The organism is Butyrivibrio sp. NATIVEDY162, assembly GCF_045999815.1.
In the GTDB taxonomy this organism is placed as follows: domain Bacteria; phylum Bacillota; class Clostridia; order Lachnospirales; family Lachnospiraceae; genus Butyrivibrio.
Window position 1 is genome coordinate 173,139 of record NZ_CP172573.1, and the last position, 18,459, is coordinate 191,597.

An 18,459-nucleotide genomic window follows, 5' to 3' on the forward strand; every position below is an offset into this window, starting at 1 on the left:
AAATTCTTTATCTTATTTTGATTTCTTTAAAAGCTCTTTTGCAAAATCAACATAGTCGACACATGTATTGCACTTTGGAGCATAGTCTATGAGAAGCTTCTTTGCTTCCTGAGCTTCCTTTGTCTTAACACATTCGCGGATGACAGTTTTGAAAAGTCTGGTATCCATCTGCTTTGCGACCTTCTCAATATTGTCACGTGTCTCACGCTCAAGGTTTGAACGACCTGAGTATCTTACAAGCAACAGGCCTGCGATTGACAGATTTTGGTTTTGACGTTTTTTTACAGACATGATCGTGTCGTGGAGCTGCTGTATTCCCTGCATAGCATATGAATCTGCTGTGACAGGAATGATAACCTTATCAGCTGCGATAAGACAGTTGTAGAGAATGATATTAAGTGAGGGAGCAGTATCTATCACTATATATTCATAATCATGTAATTCGTCGAGCGCATCCTTTAAACGGTAAAAACCTTCAAGATCACCATCAAGCATTTTTTCTGCCTTTACAAGCAGAGGATCGGATGCGACTATATCACCGTTTTCAGTATGCTGAATTGCCTCGGAAATGGGAAGCTTATCAGAATCTATGATTACGTCATAGAGAGTAGCGACGTCCTCTATCTGAGCGTCATAGGTGCTGGTGCTGTTGCACTGCGGATCAGCATCTATTAAAAGAGTTTTTGCCTTCTTTTGAAGAATTCCGGCAAGATTTGTTGCTGTTGTACTTTTTCCGATACCGCCTTTTTGATTGGCTACTACAAATATTGTAGACATTTATCCTCCTCCTGAAACTATGAATTAAAAATCAATGCTGCCATTGATTTTTTCATTTACAACGTAGAATACTTTCTGCTCCTCAGGTTTGATATAAACATCAACCTTTTCAAAGTCAGCCTCCGAAACGCCCTTGGAAAGGGCATCTTCCTTGATCTGCTTCAATAGATCATCGGTATTACGGTCCTTGTTTTGGAACTGGACTACAATATTTTTCTGAGCACTGGCAAAGCTTCCTGTTGCTTCAAGAGCTCTTTTTACGCTGCTTTTTCTGGCCATTTTTTATTCCCCCTTTTTTCATAGCGAACCTATGAGAGATATTTTACCATATTGCATTATGCGAAAAAATATCTAATTATATTTTGAAATATAGTTTTATAATGTTCAAATTTTTTTCCTTCGCTGTATAATGTCTTTATGGAAGATAACAGGTTTGTAATCAGGAATAGAAAAATAAGTGAGACGTCTGCTATCGGGATAGCTGTAAATATAGCACTGGTAATTATTAAGGCTGTTTTCGGATTGATAGCAGGTTCTATTGCCATGCTTCTGGATGCGCTTAATAATCTTACTGATGTTGTGAGTTCGGTTATAACGATAATAGGACTTAAGCTGTCTGAAAAGCGCCCGGATGAAGATCACCCCATGGGACATGGAAGGATAGAATACATAAGCGCTGTAATTGTAGCGGTTATCATTATCTATGCCGGTGCAACAGCAGGTATAGAGTCTGTGAAAAAAATCATTAATCCCATCGATACAAAATTTACATTTTATACAGTTCTTATTCTGATGATAACAATAGCGGCCAAATGCTTTCTCGGGACCTTTGTGATGATGCGCGGACGTGAACTTAAATCTCCTGCGCTTGTTGCATCCGGACAGGATGCCATAAATGACTGTGTGGTTTCAGTTGCGGTACTTTTGTCGGCTTTACTTGCAATATTTCTTAATATTCATATCGATGCATTTGTCAGCCTTTTTATTTCATTCTGGATCGTTAAGGCCGGCTTTGAACTTCTGATAGATGACATGAAGGATATATTGGGAAGGCGTGCAGACAGGGAGCTTGCTAGGAATATAAAAGAATACATCGGTCGATTTAATGATGTACTTGACGTTCATGATCTTGTGCTTCATAATTACGGACCGGACCGCTTTATTGGTTCTGTTGTTATTGATGTCGACAGCAATATGACAGCAAATAACATTTATACGATCACACATTATATAAAGGATGAAATTCTGGAAGCATATAATGTTATTCTAAGTGCCATTGGTATCTGCGTTGTTGACAGTGAAACCAATGATATGCGTGAGGAGATAATACGACGACTTGAGCACATAGACGGTATTTTGCAGGTTCATGGGATTCACATAGATAAGGACAAAAAGATTATAGATCTTGATATTATAATAGCCTTTGACAGTCCGTATCCCGATGCAATAATTGATCACGCCAGAATGCATCTTACCGAGAGCTATCCGGAATATACCATAGATATCCATAATGACAGTGATATGTAAATTTATAAAATTAGCTTTAGGAGCATTAAAATGCCAAACTTAGTATTTCTTATAAGTAATTCTGTTTTGCTTGGTATAGGCCTTGCAATGGATGCATTTTCCGTATCCATAGCCAATGCCATAGCTGATCCCCATATGAAGCAGGGCAGGAAGAATATGATAGCCGGTACATTCGCCGGATTTCAGTTTGTTATGCCCATGATAGGGTGGGTATGTGTTCATACAATAGCCACTTTGTTCACTCAGTTTCAAGCATGTATTCCATGGATCGCATTATTCCTTCTTTTGTATATCGGCGGGAAAATGCTCGTAGAGGGGATAAAAGAGCAAAAGAGTGACGAACCTGTTGAAAAGGAGCCTCTGACTTTCAGACTTCTCATGATTCAGGGAATAGCTACAGCGATAGATGCGCTTTCTGTTGGCTTTACCATTTCCGAATATGATACGGTGGAAGCACTGATTGCTGCTCTGATAATTGGAGCGGTAACTTTCATAATCTGCAGGATTGGACTTCACCTTGGAAGAAAAGTCGGAATTAAGCTTGCAGGAAGAGCTACAATTGTAGGCGGTATAATTCTGATAGGCATCGGAATCGAAATATTTGTTAAAGGTTTTTTTGGAATCTGAGAATTCTGCTAATGACCATATTTTGGCAGCTAAAGTGACAGGGAGAAAATGTAATGGCAACAATTAATTCTTTGGAACAGCTTACTGAAAATAAGTTTGTTAATCTTTTTCATGTTGAAGGAGAGAATAAAAAGGGACATCATTCCAATTACTTTGTGGCATCAAGATCTAAGACCAAGGATGATCTTATGATAACCACCGGAAAAAATGTGGCTGATGGTGTATCAATATATGCCCTGTATGGGGAAAATAAGGATAAGGTGGTACTTGTACGGCAATACCGATATCCTATAAACACATATATATATGAGTTTCCTGCAGGTCTTTGTGAGCCCGGAGAAGACTACAGAGAGGCTGCAGTCAGAGAACTCTTTGAAGAAACGGGCCTTACCTTTCATCCGCTTAAGCCGGATCCAATGTATGAACTCCCACGTTTTTCATCAGTTGGTATGACAGATGAATCTGTGGCGATGGTATTTGGCTATGCAGATGGTGAGATTTCCGATAAGTATCAGGAAATGAGCGAGGAGATTCAGGTTGTGATTGCTGATAGGGATGAGGTGAGACGAATCCTCAAAGAAGAGCATGTTGCTATCCTTGCAGCATATCAGCTTCAACATTTTTTGCATGATGAGGATCCGTTTGCATTCTTAAATATCTGACCGTAAATCGTAACCGTTATTACAGAAGGAGCAAAGATGTCAATAAAAGAGAATTTACTTGAAGTAGAGAAAAATATACAGGCAGCCTGCAAGCGTGCAGGAAGAAACAGAGATGAGGTAACACTTATAGCTGTAAGTAAAACCAAGCCGGTATCTGATATCAGAGAGGCTATGGACTGCGGAATAACTGTTTTTGGAGAAAATAAGGTTCAGGAAATAAGAGATAAGACTGAGGAGATAAAGGAACCTCTTCACTGGCATATGATAGGACATCTGCAGACTAATAAAGTTAAATATCTTCCGGGAAAAGTTGATATGATACATTCGGTTGATAAGCTTAGCCTTGCTGAGGAAATAGAAAAACAGTCTGCTAAAAATGACCTTGTCATGGATGTTCTCTGTGAGGTTAATATGGCAGGCGAGGACACTAAATTCGGACTTACACCTGAAGAGACACCGGAATTTGTAAAGAAAATTGCGGCCTTTCCCCATGTACGCGTAAGAGGTCTTATGACTATAGCGCCATATACCGAAGATCCGGAATCTAACAGGGTATATTTTAAAGGGCTTTACGAGCTTATGGAGGCTCTGAAAAAGGAAAATATTGAAGGTACACAGCTTGACACTCTTTCGATGGGTATGACAGGTGATTATGAGGTAGCCATAGAAGAGGGGGCTACATTTGTTCGGGTTGGAACAGGAATATTTGGTGAAAGAGATTATTCAAAAAAATAAGTGGATTTTAGCTGATTTCTGATAACGATTTTACCAATTTTTCATATTCATTTTATTGATAATATATCGCTTGAACTTTAGAATAAATATAGGGCTTTTGTGGTTAATTGAGTCAAATTAAATTTCGGAGCTGTCTGATGCTTAGAACAATGCCGCTAACGAAAAATCTCACATTGGATCAGATTAATCATCTGATAGATACCGGTCATGTTTTTGTTGCACCTCTTGCCATTAACAGGACCGCTTATATTGTGATTAATCATAGACCGTTCATGGTAGTGGTAACCGATGTTTCGGTTAATGGCATACAACTCTCGGGATCATGGTACACCTGGGATGAACTTGAAAAGATGGGCGGTGTGTTTGAATCGGAATTTGAAGCGCTTAAAGCGGTGGCTAGCGGTGCATAAATAAAATTTTTATAAAATTTGAGATCTCTTAAGTTTAAGTTCTTTGTTCGTGATAAAATAGTTTTCATCGTTTAACCGCGAAAAAATAAAATGACGTTTCGGGGGGGGCTTCAAGTGACTGAAGTATTTTACTACGCAGAGGCTAATATAGCCTGCATGCTTATATTGGGGCTTATTCTCATAAAAATAAATCAAGGCATTGATCGCCAGTTTTCAACAATAGTAATTAGACGAATGATAGTCGTAATGATGGGGTACTTTTTGTCGGATGCCATATGGATATTTTTTGAATGTGGCGTTTTTCCGGCATCAAAATATGGAATGTATGTGGCAACCATCATTCCATATGGATTTCTCGTGGGGTGCGGCTATTGGTGGTTTGTTTACTGTGAGCTTCTTCGTCAGAACAAAAGCATTACCTCCAAATCTGTGAGGGTTAAAAGTGCGATTCCCATGTTTGTAGCAATCGCTTTGATAGTTTTTGGGTCCTTTAATGGTGTCATTTTTTATTTCGATAATACCAATACACTTGTATACGGACCTCTTTATGCAGTACTGTTGATGATTCCCGGCGGATATATGTTCTACTCATCGGTTATGGGATTTTACAGAGTTTATACGCAGGAGCGCTATCTTGATAACAGCTTATTTTTTGTTATAGGAATTTTCCCGATTTTGCCTGTGACCTGCGGAGCGCTTCAGGCTATATTTATCAAGATTCCGATAATGTGTTACGGGGCGACGCTCTCTGTGCTTCTGGTGTACCTGACATCAATAGAGAACCTTGTCTCAATGGATTCACTTACTCAGGTCAACAACAGACATCAGCTTCAGCGCTATCTTATGAAAAAAATCAAGACGCCTACACCGGGACTATCACTTTACCTTATGATAATCGATGTTGACCATTTTAAAGAGATTAATGATACATATGGTCATGTCGAGGGCGACAAGGCCCTTATCAGAGTAGCTACAGCTATGAAAGAAGCTTGTCAGGCACACAGGAACAGGTTCTTTGTATCAAGGTTTGGCGGAGATGAATTTATTATCATAGCGGAGACTGAGTACAAGGGAGAGGTTAACTGGCTGTCTGATAAAATACGTTCAAATGTGCGTATGTTAAATGAAAAGGCAGGTGCGCCTTATGATCTCTCTGTTTGCGTGGGAATTGCCGAATATGACTACTCCGCACCGGTACCAATTCCCTCTCTGATAGCAAGAGCTGACACAGACCTTTACCATATGAAGCATGAGAGAAACAGATAAGATATAAAAACTTACCACATCTTTAATAAGCACCAGTGCTTTTCTAAGGCGTGGTAAGTTTTTGGATTTGCGTAGAATAAATAGTAGGATGATAAGACTGCCTATAATGATTTTGGCAGTCTTATTTGCTATAATCTATATATAATATTTTTTAATTATGGGGGTATTGCCATGCAGATTTATGTTTCACAGAGCGTAGTTCGAAGTGGCGACGGAACAAGGATTCATCCATTCCGCTTTATTCAGGAAGCTGCTGACATTGCGCAGCCCGGAGATGTTGTAATAGTTGCGCCGGGTATTTACAGAGAGTATGTTCATCCTGTACACAGTGGCACTAAGGATAACCCGATAGTTTATTGTACTACCGAGCCGCAGGGTGCTGTCATTACAGGTGCAGAGCTCATAAGGGAGTGGGAACCTTTTAAGGGGGATGTTTATAAGGTTAACGTTCCAAATAATATATTTGGTGACTATAATCCCTTTGCTACTCCTGTTGAGGGAGACTGGTACTGGGGAAAATCTGTAAATCACACCGGAGATGTATTTTTAAACGGCAAATCAATGTATGAGGTATCATCGCTTGATGAGGTTGAAAACCCTGTTAAGAAAATGACTTCATGGGATCCGGAATTTAGTGTATATACCTGGTACGCAGCACAGGAGATGAATGACACTGTCATTTTTGCCAATTTTCACGGGAAAAATCCCAACGAAGAAGAAGTGGAGATAAGCGTTCGAAGAAACTGTTTTATGCCGCTTACGGACGGAATCAATTACATAACCGTATCAGGCTTTGCCATGAGACAGGCAGCTACACAGTGGGCTCCACCCACTGCTTATCAGGATGGACTTATAGGACCACACTGGGCTAAGGGATGGATCATTGAGGACTGTGAGATTTCCGAGTCCAAATGTGCCGGAATATCCCTCGGTAAATATTATCAGAGCGGCAATAATAACAAATGGACACAAACCTACATTAAGGATGGAACTCAGACAGAGAGAGATGCTGTTTGCAGGGCAGTTAATGAAGGCTGGGATAAGGAAAATATCGGCTCACATATTGTCAGAAGATGTGAGATTCATGATTGTGGTCAGACCGGTATTGTGGGACATCTGGGTGCTATTTTCAGTACAATAGAAGATAACCATATTTACAGAATAAATAATAAGCACAACCTTGAAGGCGCTGAGATTGGTGGAATCAAGCTTCATGCTGCAATTGATGTTCTTATCAGAAGAAATCACATTCATAATTGCACCAGAGGATTATGGCTTGACTGGCAGGCTCAGGGGACAAGGGTTTCCCAGAACTTTTTCCATGATAATACTCCGCCTGTTGGAACAGAGATTGCGGATGGACTGGCGCTTGGAGAAGATATTTTTGTAGAGGTTTCACACGGCCCTACGACAATAGACCACAACATACTTTTGTCTGATATTTCCTGCAGGATCAGTACACAGGGAATAGCCCTTGTACATAATCTGATAGGTGGCTCATTTTCATATGTCGGACAGGGAACAGATAATGGCGGTAAGAAATTCCAAAGCTGCAGATATACTCCTTATCATGTGCCGCATTCTACCAAAATCGCAGGATTTATGACTATCCTCCATGGTGATGCGAGATTCTACAATAATATTTTTGTGCAGAAGGAAATAAGGCAGGACTTAAGAGACTATGCACATGAAACAGGTCAGGAGTCGTTGTCTCTGATCAATTTTATCTGCGGAACAAAGCCTTACGATGGATATCCCACAAGGGAACAGTACTTTGCAACTTTGCCTCCGGATCCTTCAATCAGGTGGGAAGACGGACCTAATGACAGATATTATGACCATCTGCCTGTATATACCGGTGGAAATGCATACTTTAACGGAGCGCTTCCCTGCGATACCGAGTTCTCGGCTTATGTTGAAAAAAATCATACTGTAAAGATCATGGTTTCAGAGGAAGATGGTAATTTCAGGCTTCATACCAATCTCTATGAATATCTTCCCAGAAATATGTCACGGATGATATCTTCTGTAGTATTGGGGGAGGCTTTTGAACCTGAGCAGCGCTTTGAAAACAGGGATGGGACGGAACTTCTTTTTGATACGGATTACTTTGGAAGAAAAAGGAGTATTCATCCACTCTGCGGTCCCTTTGAGGAAGGTGCCGGAGACCGATTTACGGTGGCAATGCCAACCATGAGCGGAAGAACGATATATTATCACTCAAAGGAGAGGCTTGAGGGCAGAGCCAGAAAAAGAATATCACAAAAGGACATGAGAGAAGATGAGCCCATGGTCCGGGACTTTAGCAGTTTTGAGAGCGGTCCCGAGGGTGAGGGCAGTTGGGAGTCTTCCGAGAAGGAAGATGAGATCACGAGAGTCCAGGCAGATGTCACCATAACCGGCTGTGAGAGCATTACCTTCCCTTATAATGGAACTCTTTTCCAGGTTCAGGATATTTTCGTCAGAGGTAATACTGCATGGCTGCGCGATCTAAAAACTCAGAAGCTTGTTGAGGTGGATTGCGAATATGGTATATACTCTGAGAGGAAAAGATGGAGTGTAAATTCGCTTCAGTCAGTGGATGTGAGCAATGATCCAAATATGAGCGGACTGGTTCAGACTGTCGGAACCCTGCTGTGCGTGCTTAGTAAGAGTATGACCCACGACCCTGTGGATGCATGCAAGACTATAAGCTCCAGGGTAAATAAAGCTCTGGAACCACGGATAACCATGCGACTTACACCTAAATATTTAAAATTCATACAGGAGAAAAAATTTATCTCACTTGAGGATGTTATTTACAGAGTTAAGACATCCCCTATTGAGCCGGTTGCAGAGACTGTAGAGAATCTGTGACAGAGTAAACAAAATATAATGGAAAGAAGTTCAAACTGGTACAAACTTGATAATGCGGCAAAGATCATTCCCTCAACGGTTCGCGGAGCCAATACACGTGTTTTTCGTATATCCTGCGAACTGTTTGAGGAGGTTGATCCTGTCATTTTACAGAGGGCACTTGACGAGTCTATAGTCGAATACCCTTTCTTTAACTGCATACTCAGGAGAGGACTTTTCTGGTACTACCTTGAGGACAGTAACCTGGACTGCACTGTAGAGGAGGAGCATCTGCCTGCCTGCAGCCCTCTTTATCTACCCGGCAAAAAGAATCTTTTATATAGAGTTTTTTATTATAAAAAGAGAATCAGTATAGAGATGTTCCATGTGCTGGCAGACGGAACCGGTGCCTTTATGTTTTTCAGACGTATGATAACAAGGTACCTTGAGATAGCGCATGATTTTCATGTTGACGCAAGCTTTTTCGACACAGAGGTAGCTTCTATAGCTGAGAGAAATAATGACGCCTTTACACATTTTTATAAAAAGCAAAAAGGACTTAAACAGCTTAAAACTCTCGCAAGAAATAATGCATATCAATTACATGGTGAAATAGACAGCAACAATGAATCACATATAGTTGAAGCCTGTGTTTCAGCCAATGGTTTTAAGGAGCTTGCACTGAAATACGGTACAACGGTAGGAATTCTGAGCACTTCAATTTATATAGGCGCTGTTATTGATACCATGTCGGCAGCGCAGATGAAAAAACCTATAGTGGTCAGTGTTCCGGTTAATCTGAGGCAATATTTCAAGTCATTTACTGCGAGAAACTTTTTTGGCGTTATCAGCATTAAATTCGATCCATTTGACTACGACGGCACTATGGAAAGTATTATCGAGGAGGTTGATGATGCTTTTAAGCAACAGCTTGAGCCTACAAGAGTGAACGAGACCATGAATTCCTATGCAGCTCTTGAACACAATATTGCTATAAAGGTAGTGCCTCTTTTTATAAAGGATTATGCTATCGGCCGTTTTGATGCAGCAGCCAAAAAGGGTGTGACCACATCTATATCCAATATGGGACTGATCAAAATGCCTTCAGAAGTAACCCCGTTTATAGACAGATTTTCAGCGTTTATGACGGCATCGAAGGAACAGATAACTATCTGCAGCTTTGCTGACAAGATGGTTTTTGGTGAGTGTTCAGCATTTACTTCACATCCCACCATGCTTAACCTCTGCAGAAGGCTTACTGCGCAAGGGCTTGGAGTAGAGCTTAGTACCAACGATTTCGATGTTCCGCTTCATGAAAAGAAAACAAAGGAGAGTAAGTAAATGCATTATTGCCCAAAATGTAAAATAGTTATAAGGGGAAATAAAACCTGCTGTCCTTTGTGCGAGGGAAGAGTACTTGATAAAAAGGATGTATTAAGAACGGGAATCGATGAAAAAATGTACAACATCGAGGAGTTTACAGAGGAAGGTGATGAACCATATCCTACTCTTCCGGAGCGCAGGATCAGTGGTGTCACCTTTGTGAAAATATGTACTTTTTTGCTTGCTGTTATCATCGTAATGGGAGCAGCTCTTAAATATCTTTTTGGTGATTCTGTGACCTGGGTTGGTATGTTTGTTCTCGGAAGTATTGTGTTATGGCTCGATATACTTGCGATAATGAGATATCGCTATAATATCCTGAAGGTCCTTACAGTGGAAGTGATAGTGGCGATTATAGTCGATTACTATATTGATAAGAGAACCGGTTTTTATGGGTGGAGTGTTATATGGATGATCCCGTTTTGTCTGGTTGGGCATACGGTTCTTACCTGGATTATAGCCAAGCTTATGAAGCTGAGATTTGAAGAATATATTATTTATATAATAATTGACGCGGTAATGGCATTTTTGCAGATAATATTTATCAAAAACGGTGAGAATAATCTTCCGTATGCGGCGGTGTTTGTCATGGCAGGCTTTGCCATTGCACTTGTAGCTACTCTTTTGTTCAGATTCAGGGAGCTTCGAAGTGCCACATCACGTATGTTTAATGTTTAGGATTTCGTATAGGATGAGGGGAGTAGTATGGACTACAAAGAGAGGCGAAATTTAAGACTTCAGCATCTGGGAGATTTTGTTGAAAATTCAATAGGTAAAACTATTGTTGATTTTGACCTTATTGCGCCGGAGCTTCCGGAAGATCCTGAGGATAATACCTGGTACAGGGTCATAATGCCCAAGGGAAAATCAGGGGACGGCTCAGAATATCATGTTTATGTGAAGCTGGGGGATCCTGAGAAACTTTGCGTTTTCTTTTCAGGCGGCGGAGTAGCTTATAATGAGTACACTGCCGCAAGACCTATCACAGGTGGCAAGATGGCTGCCGATCTTCCAAACTATTATTGGGATAACTTAAGACCCTTTACTCAGATAATGAATATTGATATGGGCATTATGAATCTAAAGGATAACGACAATCCTTTCAGAGACTGGAGCATTATCGATATTGCCTATGCTACCGGTGACTTTCATATAGGAAACAATGATTTCCCTTATGAGGGTGAGGACAAGGAACAGCATGTCCTTCATTTTCACGGTTACCAAAACTTCATAGAAGCAATGGGTGTTTCTGAGAGTCTTTTTCCTAATCCGGTAAAGCTTCTCATTGCCGGCAACAGTGCCGGTGCTTTTGCTGTGCCTGCCCTTACCGATGAGATTCTAAGTGTCTGGTATCCTCATGTGAAGGATGTGACCGTATTATCGGACAGTGCACTTTTATTGTATTCCAAGTGGGAATACACTGCCAGAAATGTGTGGAAAGCACCAAAAGAAATCTGTGACGCCATAAAATCTGACAACATAACACTTAGTTGGTACAGGAATCTTTTTGCAAAGTATGGTGACAGCATAAGATATCTCTACTCAAGCTCAACAAGGGATTATGTTCTTACGGCATACTATAATGACATTACTAACAAGACCTATAAAACAGATTCTGATGTGCAGGACGCTTATTATGAACAGCTTAAGGAAATGGTAAAAGAACTAAAGCGTCTGACACCATCCTTTGGCATGTATATAAATAATTGGGTTGTCCCGCTTATAACTAAGGGCGGCACTGTTCATACTGCCGTGAGAGAGCCGTATTTTACAAGGCTTTCACAGGACGATGTCACCATGGCCAGATGGCTGTTCGATGCAGTCAATGGCAATGTCTACGATGTCGGAATGAAGCTCCTCCTGGACTGATCTGCATTATCATTAACTAAAACTACTACCCACATAAAACTCCCTGCCAGCCCCATTTCGTCTGCTGGCGAGGCTATTAAAGCAGGGGAAGTTTGTATATATGCCGCCCAAAGCATGTTTGAGTTCTATGCCTTGGAATCCATCGTTCCTCCGGTGCTTGCTCGTTATGCTCGCTTGTTTTTCTTAGATATCGGCTGCCACTTTTTTGGGGATGGAGATATATCCATCCTAAACTTTTGGGACATTTATGCCGAAATACTCTTTGTAAAAATATAACCTGGTATGGGGATTTTGCTTATGCGAAGGCGTAGGGGGAAGATAAAAAAGACAATTTTAAATACTGTGCTTGCATTATCCTGCATTACCTTTTTGGTGATGACAGGTGTTTTTGCTGTCGAGATTTATCAGGAGCAGGTTAGCAGCTCCAACATGAGAAAGGTTCAGGCCATGGCGGCTGTTTCGGTATCTAATTCCAAAGCTGTTATGGATGCGAAAAATGAATCAGGCGAAGAGCAGAACACAAATCTTGTTTCCCTTAAAATTGAATATCTATATAAGAAAAATAAGGACCTTGCGGGATGGCTTCGCATTAATGGATCGGAGATAGATTATCCTGTTATGTACAGGGAGGGCGATAATGACTATTATCTCCAACATGACTTTTTTGGAAACAATGACAGAAACGGATTACTGGTACTGGATAAGAGATGCAGCTTTGATTTGTCAGATAATCATCTGCTGATTCATGGACATAATATGAAATCAGGAGCCCTTTTCGGAACGCTGAAGTACTATAAGGAAGATGCTTATTTAAGAAAACATCAGGCTGTTGAGCTGGATACACCTGATGAGCAACGATTCTATGAAGTTATAGCTGTGGTTGATACAACTGCTAACGGAGAGAAAAACGGCTTTAACTACGCCGATTATATACATATAAATGATAAGGAAACCTTTGACACTTATGTTGCTAATCTGAAAGCGAGGTCAATGCATCAGATTGCAGCAACTGCAACCTTTGGAGATCAGCTTCTGACGCTTTCTACCTGCGACTACACTATGAAAAACGGAAGGCTTCTGGTGGTTGCAAAGAGAGTAGGATAAGGGAGCTTAATAAAAAGAGTTTAACAGAAGATCTTAATAGAAGTTGAACAATAGAGTTAAATAAGTGAGTAAGCTAAGAAAGGCATGGTGATATATATGAAGAGTATGAAGATGCTGCTGGTTTTACCTATATGCTGTATGCTTGTTGCAACGCCGGTTTCAACCATAAGAGCAGAGGCCGTGACTGTGGATATAAAGGACAATTATGACGCAGGACTTTTAAAAGAAGAATCCGATTCAAAAAATGTCGATTACACTCAGGAGGGAAGTGCTGCTGATGCGGCTTCCTCAACTTCAGGAACTACCCCAAGCTCCACTGCAGGCTCATCTGCTTCGAGAGCTCCCACTACAGCAGCATCTACTGCTGCAAATAATGCTTCCTCTACAAATACTGCAGCAGCAACAGCATCAAGTGAGGCAAGCACAGGAACAACTATCACTCCTACCACTGCATCAACGACAACAGACCTTCCCAGGACAGGAGATGATGACAGGATCATGTATACCTTTATAGCCATGCTCGCAAGCTTTTCGGTATTTCTTACATTGATTCTTGCCAAGGGACGTATTGGAAAAGATGCATAATTGTATTTTTACAAAAAAAGTTGTATTTCTGTTCTTTACTAAAATATACTTGTTTTTTTTCAGATATGGGTTAAAATAACAGTTAAATGCTAAGAACAGAAATAGTAAGTATCTTGAAACTTTCAGAGAGAAGTCGGAAGGTGCGAGGCTTTGGTTTTCGGATATTGAACCCGTCTGGGAGCAGCAGAAGGGAAAGCTGATCTATATATTATACAGAATAATGATCAGAAACTTCTGACGGAGGTCACCGTTATCATAGACATGTGAGTGTCAGCTCACAATGAGGTGCAGGATGTAAGGCCTGAATTTAGGTGGTAACGCGGATATTATTTATTCGTCCTAAGTATACAAATAAAGTATGCTTAGGGCGTTTTTTGTTTTTTTTATAAAAATTTATCTTGTCAAGTGAGGCAAAAACATTTCCCCGGCATACAAACCTCATCTAATTAGTGAAAGGAGTTATGAATTATGAAACTTAGTAAATTGGTCGGAGTGAGATTTAAGGAAAAACCCGCTTACTGTGTGATCGACAGTCATACTTACAGCCTTAGAGGCGGCTATATTAAGCGTGTGTCAAACGGTATTTTTTCACTTTACACTCCAATGAAAAAAGTAACTCAGAATATTGAGAAGATATTAAGAGAGGAAATGGATGCAGTTGACTGCCAGGAAGTAATGTTTCCTGTAGTTCTTCCGGGAGCACTTTGGGAAGAGTCAGGACGATATGAAAGCGTTGGCGAGGAGCTTTTGAGATTCAAGGACCGAAACGATACACCTATGGTTCTTGGTATGACTCATGAGGAGGCAGCTGTTCATCTTGCAAGAGAGTATGGCAGCACTTATGCAAATTATCCATTCTCTTTTTATCAGATTCAGACAAAGTACCGCGATGAGGCTCGTCCCAGAGCAGGACTTATCAGAGTACGTGAGTTTACCATGAAGGATGCTTATTCTTTCCATACTTCTCAGGAAGATCTTGAGCAATACTATGGCAGAATGGCCAACGCATATGACAGAATTTTTGAGAGAGCAGGTCTTCCGGATGTAATTTCTGTTAAATCAGATTCAGGAATGATAGGAGGAAGCGTATCTCACGAATATATGCTGCTTACTGATGCAGGTGAGGATTCAATTGCTCTGTGTGATGACTGTGGTTATAGTGCAAACATGGAAGCTGCTGAAACAACAGTGGATAATTCAGGATGCTCACCTGCTGCAGAGCTTAAGAAGGTTCATACACCTGACTGCAAGACAATCGAGGAAGTATGCGCATTTTTACACAGTAAGGTAGAGGAGTCATGCAAGGCAGTTGTTTATCAGATTAATGCTACAGATGAGTTTGTTGTTGTATTCATCCGTGGAGACTATGAGGTCAATGAGACTAAGCTTGTAAACTATCTCCATGAAGAGGTTCATCCTGCAGAGATAACTGAGGAGTCCGGCCTTGTTGCAGGCTTCTGTGGACCTTACAAGCAAAATGGCAAGTGCAGAATTGTTTATGATAAGTCACTTGAGGGCATTGAAAATCTGTGCTGCGGCGGTAATGAGAAAGACTACCACTATACCGGCCTTAATATAAAGAGAGACATAGGTGATGTGGAGTACGTTGATGTCAGCAAAATTCGTGACGGTGATATTTGCCCCTGCTGTGGAAAGAAAACCATCAGAATCAGCAGAGGTATTGAGGTTGGTAATATTTTCCAGCTTGGTACAAAGTACTCAGACAGCATGAAGATGACATATACAGATGAGGATGGCAGCTCCAAGACACCTATTATGGGATGCTACGGAATCGGTGTAGGCCGTCTTGCAGCAAGTATTATGGAAGCTCGACACGATGACAAGGGTCCTATCTGGCCTATCACAGTTGCTCCTTGGAAGGTTCACGTATGCTGCATGAGAAGAGATGATGATGCCTGCAGAGAAGCTGCTGACAAAATCTATGAAGAGCTTACCAACATGGGCATAGATGTTATTTATGATGACAGAGATGTTCGTGCCGGTGTTATGTTTGCAGATGCCGATCTCCTTGGCGTACCTGTTCGTGTGATTGTAGGACCTAAGGCTCTTGCAAACGGTCAGATTGAACTTTGCACAAGAGATAAGAGTGTTCAGCTTTCTGTGAATAAAGAGGATATCATCACTGAGACAAGAAAGCTTATGGATTCTCTTTACGAAGAAATAAACTCCAAGGTGAAGGACAGAATCTGAATACATACTGTTTTATGACATAAAAAACTTCCCACATACACATCACTGCGAGTCCCATTTCTTCTGCGCTTTGCTAACTATTAAAACAGAGAGTTTGTATAAAAATATGCCGCCCTGCAGAAGAAATGGGACTCAAATAAACTTTTCAACCCTCTGTATGTATGCTCTCAAGTAACTCTTTTTTATCCCAATAGGAGAGATTATCCATTGGCCTGAAGGCATTTATGTTTCCTGCAATATATGTTTCCTGGTCGGAATCAGTATCATCCTGAGCAGAACTACTCTGATGCAGAATCTCAAGCTTTCTGTCAAGAGCACTGTAATACAGGTCCGAGGAGGCTGGATCTATGTTCCTTGGAATATTTTTATCATCCTCAATATATGCAAATAGACCGTAGAGCTCTGTTTGTGTAGCTGTTTCCGGATTTACATCATTAATACTTACTTCATAGAGCTTTTCTTCACCGAGATAGTTTGTATATACTTCAACTTTAGGATTTTGTGGATCATAACCCTCAGGATATTTGGCATATAGATCAAAGGAGATGCCATTTACGTCAGAGGAGGTTGTCCTATGGAAAAATGCGCTTCCCAGGTACCCTTCAGGAATCTCTGTTTCATTTGCTGCATTGCCTGTGGAAACAAGTAATTCCGGCTGCATCTGTGAATCATCAGAGCCGTTTGGAAGTACATCTATGTTTGATTTATGCATTTGATCAAATATACTTATATCTGAAGGTACATAGGTTCCATCCTGCAAACCATTTAACTTATCAAGAAATGCGTCATAGAAGGCCAGTTCCTTGTTTGAATTTAAATCGGAACTGTTTTCTGATAATGTCAGATCATGTTTTGCGGATAAAACAGCGTCAATGGCAGACTGGACTGTTCCCCCTAAGATATCCTGTACACCTGCTGCACTATTATCTGTCATTTTTGTGCTTGCAGTCATCTCTGCATAGAGTCTTGTTGCAGAGTTTTGCGATATATCATTATTGTAGCCAAGGCCGTTGTAGCCTGTTTTCCTGGAGGCATCAACCCATGCCTTCTTTACTTCTTCTGAGGCACCCGGGGCAACTCTTTCAAGGGCAGCTATGTCTGAATCGGTTTGCTGTAACTTACTGATGGCTATATTTTTCTTTCTCTGTGCATCCCACTCAGCATCTGTATAATCTGACTGGGATTTTTTTTCGGGAGTAGGTGCCGCATTGTTAGTGCCGCTTATACTTTTTGGCACAGAAGAAGCATTATCAAGCTGCATTTTAAAGCTATGGATATTTGACTGATGCTGCGAAGGCTTCTCTGAATCTGTCTGTGTTACGGAATTCTGAGCAATACTTTTCTGATTGACTTTGAAGTTATATGTACCAATATTTTGAATCTGACTAATTTTTGACAATTTCAGCATGCGACTTCCTCCTCTCCTAGAGAATAAGTAAATATTTTCTGATATAAAAAACCGAATATCATCAGAAATCCATCCATTGATATTCGGCAAAATCCCTTGCTATCTTATATATCGACATAGGTTAATAAGATGTTAGAGCAATTTTTGTGAACTTTTTGTGTTTTTGAGTTCATGTAAGACATGCATTTTTTGCAATGAATTTTATTTCATGTAAAATAGTAGATGCAGGTTTTTTTATAAAAAGCTGTTATTGTTCAATATAAAACAAGAAGCGAGAAGATCATGATAAATAAACCGGAAAAAAAGATTTTAATTACAAAAATAATAGAGATATCACTGGCTGCTGTTATCTTATCAGGCTGTAGCAGGTCTGTGGAATCAAAGGAAGAGCAGGGGATTTTTGAACCCATTTCTGAGGAAACAGAAAATTATGAAGATACAGCTACCGGGGAAGCAGATGAGACGGAGAATTTTACTACTGAGGATTATGCAGAAGAGGATAATACTGAAAATGTACAGACCGATGAAGACTCTGAAGTAAAAAATGATACTATATCAGATATATCAAGGGATATATCCGAGGCAGGAATACTTGCAAACGCATCGGACATTAATCTTACTGATTCAGACGGTAAAGGGGTGAACTATGCGTTTACCTACAACGCAGAAGATTTTAAGGCTTCATACAGAACAGACAACTGGACCATATATGATTCTTATAAAATAAATAACATGGCGGACATGACCATAATCTGTCAGGCACTTATAGAGGTCCATCAGGTTCATAGCCGTGATATGACAGGATACAGAGAGGCCTCTGATATGGCTTATGAATGGATGCAGCATAATGTGGCATATGCTGCGCTTCCTGATGACAGCAATCTTAAAAGCCATGCAAAGGATGTGGATTTTAATCCTGAAGATCAGGGAAAAAGCTTTGAGGAAATGTACAAAGATAGAACAGGCAAAGACCTTGATGTTGATGATATCCTGACTAAAGAACAACAGGAAAAGCTGATAGAAGGTCTGAAGGATATGCTGCAATCAGGTAATTAGGGAA

17 protein-coding genes and 1 other annotated feature are annotated in these 18,459 nt (G+C 40.5%); of the genes, 14 read left to right on the forward strand and 3 right to left on the reverse strand.

Annotated features, from left to right (window positions below; genetic code table 11):
• Positions 1 to 12 precede the first annotated feature (12 nt).
• The gene (locus ACHCNF_RS00620; RefSeq protein WP_408070870.1) at positions 13 to 777 is read right to left on the reverse strand and encodes a ParA family protein; all 765 of its coding nucleotides are present in this window, start codon (positions 775 to 777) and stop codon (positions 13 to 15) included.
• Positions 778 to 801: 24 nt separating this feature from the next.
• The gene (locus ACHCNF_RS00625) at positions 802 to 1,056 is read right to left on the reverse strand and encodes a DUF6465 family protein (RefSeq protein WP_408070871.1); all 255 of its coding nucleotides are present in this window, start codon (positions 1,054 to 1,056) and stop codon (positions 802 to 804) included.
• A gap of 138 nt (positions 1,057 to 1,194) precedes the next feature.
• Here ACHCNF_RS00625 and ACHCNF_RS00630 point away from each other — a divergent pair, with 138 nt between their 5' ends.
• From ACHCNF_RS00630 to ACHCNF_RS00690, 13 genes are all read left to right on the forward strand, one after another.
• Positions 1,195 to 2,304 (forward strand): cation diffusion facilitator family transporter, encoded by a 1,110-nt coding sequence (locus ACHCNF_RS00630; protein ID WP_408070872.1) that lies wholly within the window; start codon positions 1,195 to 1,197, stop codon positions 2,302 to 2,304.
• Between the two features lie 30 nt (positions 2,305 to 2,334).
• Positions 2,335 to 2,931: a manganese efflux pump MntP gene (locus tag ACHCNF_RS00635; protein ID WP_408070873.1), complete on the forward strand. Its 597-nt coding sequence runs from the start codon at positions 2,335 to 2,337 to the stop codon at positions 2,929 to 2,931.
• Between the two features lie 53 nt (positions 2,932 to 2,984).
• Entirely contained in the window at positions 2,985 to 3,593 is a 609-nt protein-coding gene (locus ACHCNF_RS00640; protein WP_408070874.1) for an NUDIX hydrolase, read from the forward strand.
• Positions 3,594 to 3,629: 36 nt separating this feature from the next.
• Positions 3,630 to 4,328, forward strand: a complete 699-nt coding sequence (locus ACHCNF_RS00645) for a YggS family pyridoxal phosphate-dependent enzyme (protein WP_408070875.1) — start codon at positions 3,630 to 3,632, stop codon at positions 4,326 to 4,328.
• Between the two features lie 137 nt (positions 4,329 to 4,465).
• Entirely contained in the window at positions 4,466 to 4,738 is a 273-nt protein-coding gene (locus ACHCNF_RS00650; RefSeq protein ID WP_408070876.1) for a hypothetical protein, read from the forward strand.
• Positions 4,739 to 4,852: 114 nt separating this feature from the next.
• A complete protein-coding gene (locus ACHCNF_RS00655; protein WP_408070877.1) occupies positions 4,853 to 6,004 on the forward strand; it encodes a GGDEF domain-containing protein in 1,152 nt (383 codons plus the stop codon).
• 171 nt (positions 6,005 to 6,175) lie between these two features.
• Positions 6,176 to 8,860: a right-handed parallel beta-helix repeat-containing protein gene (locus ACHCNF_RS00660; protein ID WP_408070878.1), complete on the forward strand. Its 2,685-nt coding sequence runs from the start codon at positions 6,176 to 6,178 to the stop codon at positions 8,858 to 8,860.
• Between the two features lie 18 nt (positions 8,861 to 8,878).
• A complete protein-coding gene (locus ACHCNF_RS00665) occupies positions 8,879 to 10,180 on the forward strand; it encodes a hypothetical protein (protein ID WP_408070879.1) in 1,302 nt (433 codons plus the stop codon).
• Positions 10,181 to 10,900 (forward strand): DUF6320 domain-containing protein, encoded by a 720-nt coding sequence (locus ACHCNF_RS00670; RefSeq protein ID WP_408070880.1) that lies wholly within the window; start codon positions 10,181 to 10,183, stop codon positions 10,898 to 10,900. It abuts the gene before it with no gap.
• A gap of 27 nt (positions 10,901 to 10,927) precedes the next feature.
• Positions 10,928 to 12,091, forward strand: coding sequence for a pectin acetylesterase-family hydrolase (locus ACHCNF_RS00675; protein ID WP_408070881.1), 1,164 nt, complete (start codon positions 10,928 to 10,930; stop codon positions 12,089 to 12,091).
• Positions 12,092 to 12,388: 297 nt separating this feature from the next.
• A complete protein-coding gene (locus ACHCNF_RS00680) occupies positions 12,389 to 13,195 on the forward strand; it encodes a class B sortase (protein ID WP_408070882.1) in 807 nt (268 codons plus the stop codon).
• 96 nt (positions 13,196 to 13,291) lie between these two features.
• Positions 13,292 to 13,780 (forward strand): hypothetical protein, encoded by a 489-nt coding sequence (locus ACHCNF_RS00685; RefSeq protein WP_408070883.1) that lies wholly within the window; start codon positions 13,292 to 13,294, stop codon positions 13,778 to 13,780.
• 82 nt (positions 13,781 to 13,862) lie between these two features.
• Positions 13,863 to 14,125 (forward strand) — a binding site (T-box leader).
• Between the two features lie 123 nt (positions 14,126 to 14,248).
• Complete coding sequence (locus ACHCNF_RS00690; RefSeq protein WP_408070884.1) at positions 14,249 to 15,991, forward strand: proline--tRNA ligase; 1,743 nt, start codon at positions 14,249 to 14,251, stop codon at positions 15,989 to 15,991.
• Between the two features lie 145 nt (positions 15,992 to 16,136).
• On the opposite strand, the gene ACHCNF_RS00695 is transcribed toward ACHCNF_RS00690, so the two are convergent.
• Positions 16,137 to 17,399, reverse strand: coding sequence for a hypothetical protein (locus tag ACHCNF_RS00695; RefSeq protein WP_408070885.1), 1,263 nt, complete (start codon positions 17,397 to 17,399; stop codon positions 16,137 to 16,139).
• Between the two features lie 282 nt (positions 17,400 to 17,681).
• On the opposite strand from ACHCNF_RS00695, the gene ACHCNF_RS00700 reads away from it, so the two are divergent.
• The gene (locus ACHCNF_RS00700; protein WP_408070886.1) at positions 17,682 to 18,455 is read left to right on the forward strand and encodes a hypothetical protein; all 774 of its coding nucleotides are present in this window, start codon (positions 17,682 to 17,684) and stop codon (positions 18,453 to 18,455) included.
• Positions 18,456 to 18,459 lie beyond the last annotated feature (4 nt).

Coding starts and splice junctions, on each gene's coding strand:
- ACHCNF_RS00630 (WP_408070872.1), top strand. CDS start 1,195: ATGGAAGATAACAGGTTTGTAATCAGGAATAGAAAAATAAGTGAGACG.
- ACHCNF_RS00680 (WP_408070882.1), top strand. CDS start 12,389: ATGCGAAGGCGTAGGGGGAAGATAAAAAAGACAATTTTAAATACTGTG.
- ACHCNF_RS00670 (WP_408070880.1), top strand. CDS start 10,181: ATGCATTATTGCCCAAAATGTAAAATAGTTATAAGGGGAAATAAAACC.
- ACHCNF_RS00640 (WP_408070874.1), top strand. CDS start 2,985: ATGGCAACAATTAATTCTTTGGAACAGCTTACTGAAAATAAGTTTGTT.
- ACHCNF_RS00665 (WP_408070879.1), top strand. CDS start 8,879: ATGGAAAGAAGTTCAAACTGGTACAAACTTGATAATGCGGCAAAGATC.
- ACHCNF_RS00625 (WP_408070871.1), bottom strand. CDS start 1,056: ATGGCCAGAAAAAGCAGCGTAAAAAGAGCTCTTGAAGCAACAGGAAGC.
- ACHCNF_RS00685 (WP_408070883.1), top strand. CDS start 13,292: ATGAAGAGTATGAAGATGCTGCTGGTTTTACCTATATGCTGTATGCTT.
- ACHCNF_RS00650 (WP_408070876.1), top strand. CDS start 4,466: ATGCTTAGAACAATGCCGCTAACGAAAAATCTCACATTGGATCAGATT.
- ACHCNF_RS00700 (WP_408070886.1), top strand. CDS start 17,682: ATGATAAATAAACCGGAAAAAAAGATTTTAATTACAAAAATAATAGAG.
- ACHCNF_RS00635 (WP_408070873.1), top strand. CDS start 2,335: ATGCCAAACTTAGTATTTCTTATAAGTAATTCTGTTTTGCTTGGTATA.
- ACHCNF_RS00695 (WP_408070885.1), bottom strand. CDS start 17,399: ATGCTGAAATTGTCAAAAATTAGTCAGATTCAAAATATTGGTACATAT.
- ACHCNF_RS00660 (WP_408070878.1), top strand. CDS start 6,176: ATGCAGATTTATGTTTCACAGAGCGTAGTTCGAAGTGGCGACGGAACA.
- ACHCNF_RS00690 (WP_408070884.1), top strand. CDS start 14,249: ATGAAACTTAGTAAATTGGTCGGAGTGAGATTTAAGGAAAAACCCGCT.
- ACHCNF_RS00620 (WP_408070870.1), bottom strand. CDS start 777: ATGTCTACAATATTTGTAGTAGCCAATCAAAAAGGCGGTATCGGAAAA.
- ACHCNF_RS00675 (WP_408070881.1), top strand. CDS start 10,928: ATGGACTACAAAGAGAGGCGAAATTTAAGACTTCAGCATCTGGGAGAT.
- ACHCNF_RS00645 (WP_408070875.1), top strand. CDS start 3,630: ATGTCAATAAAAGAGAATTTACTTGAAGTAGAGAAAAATATACAGGCA.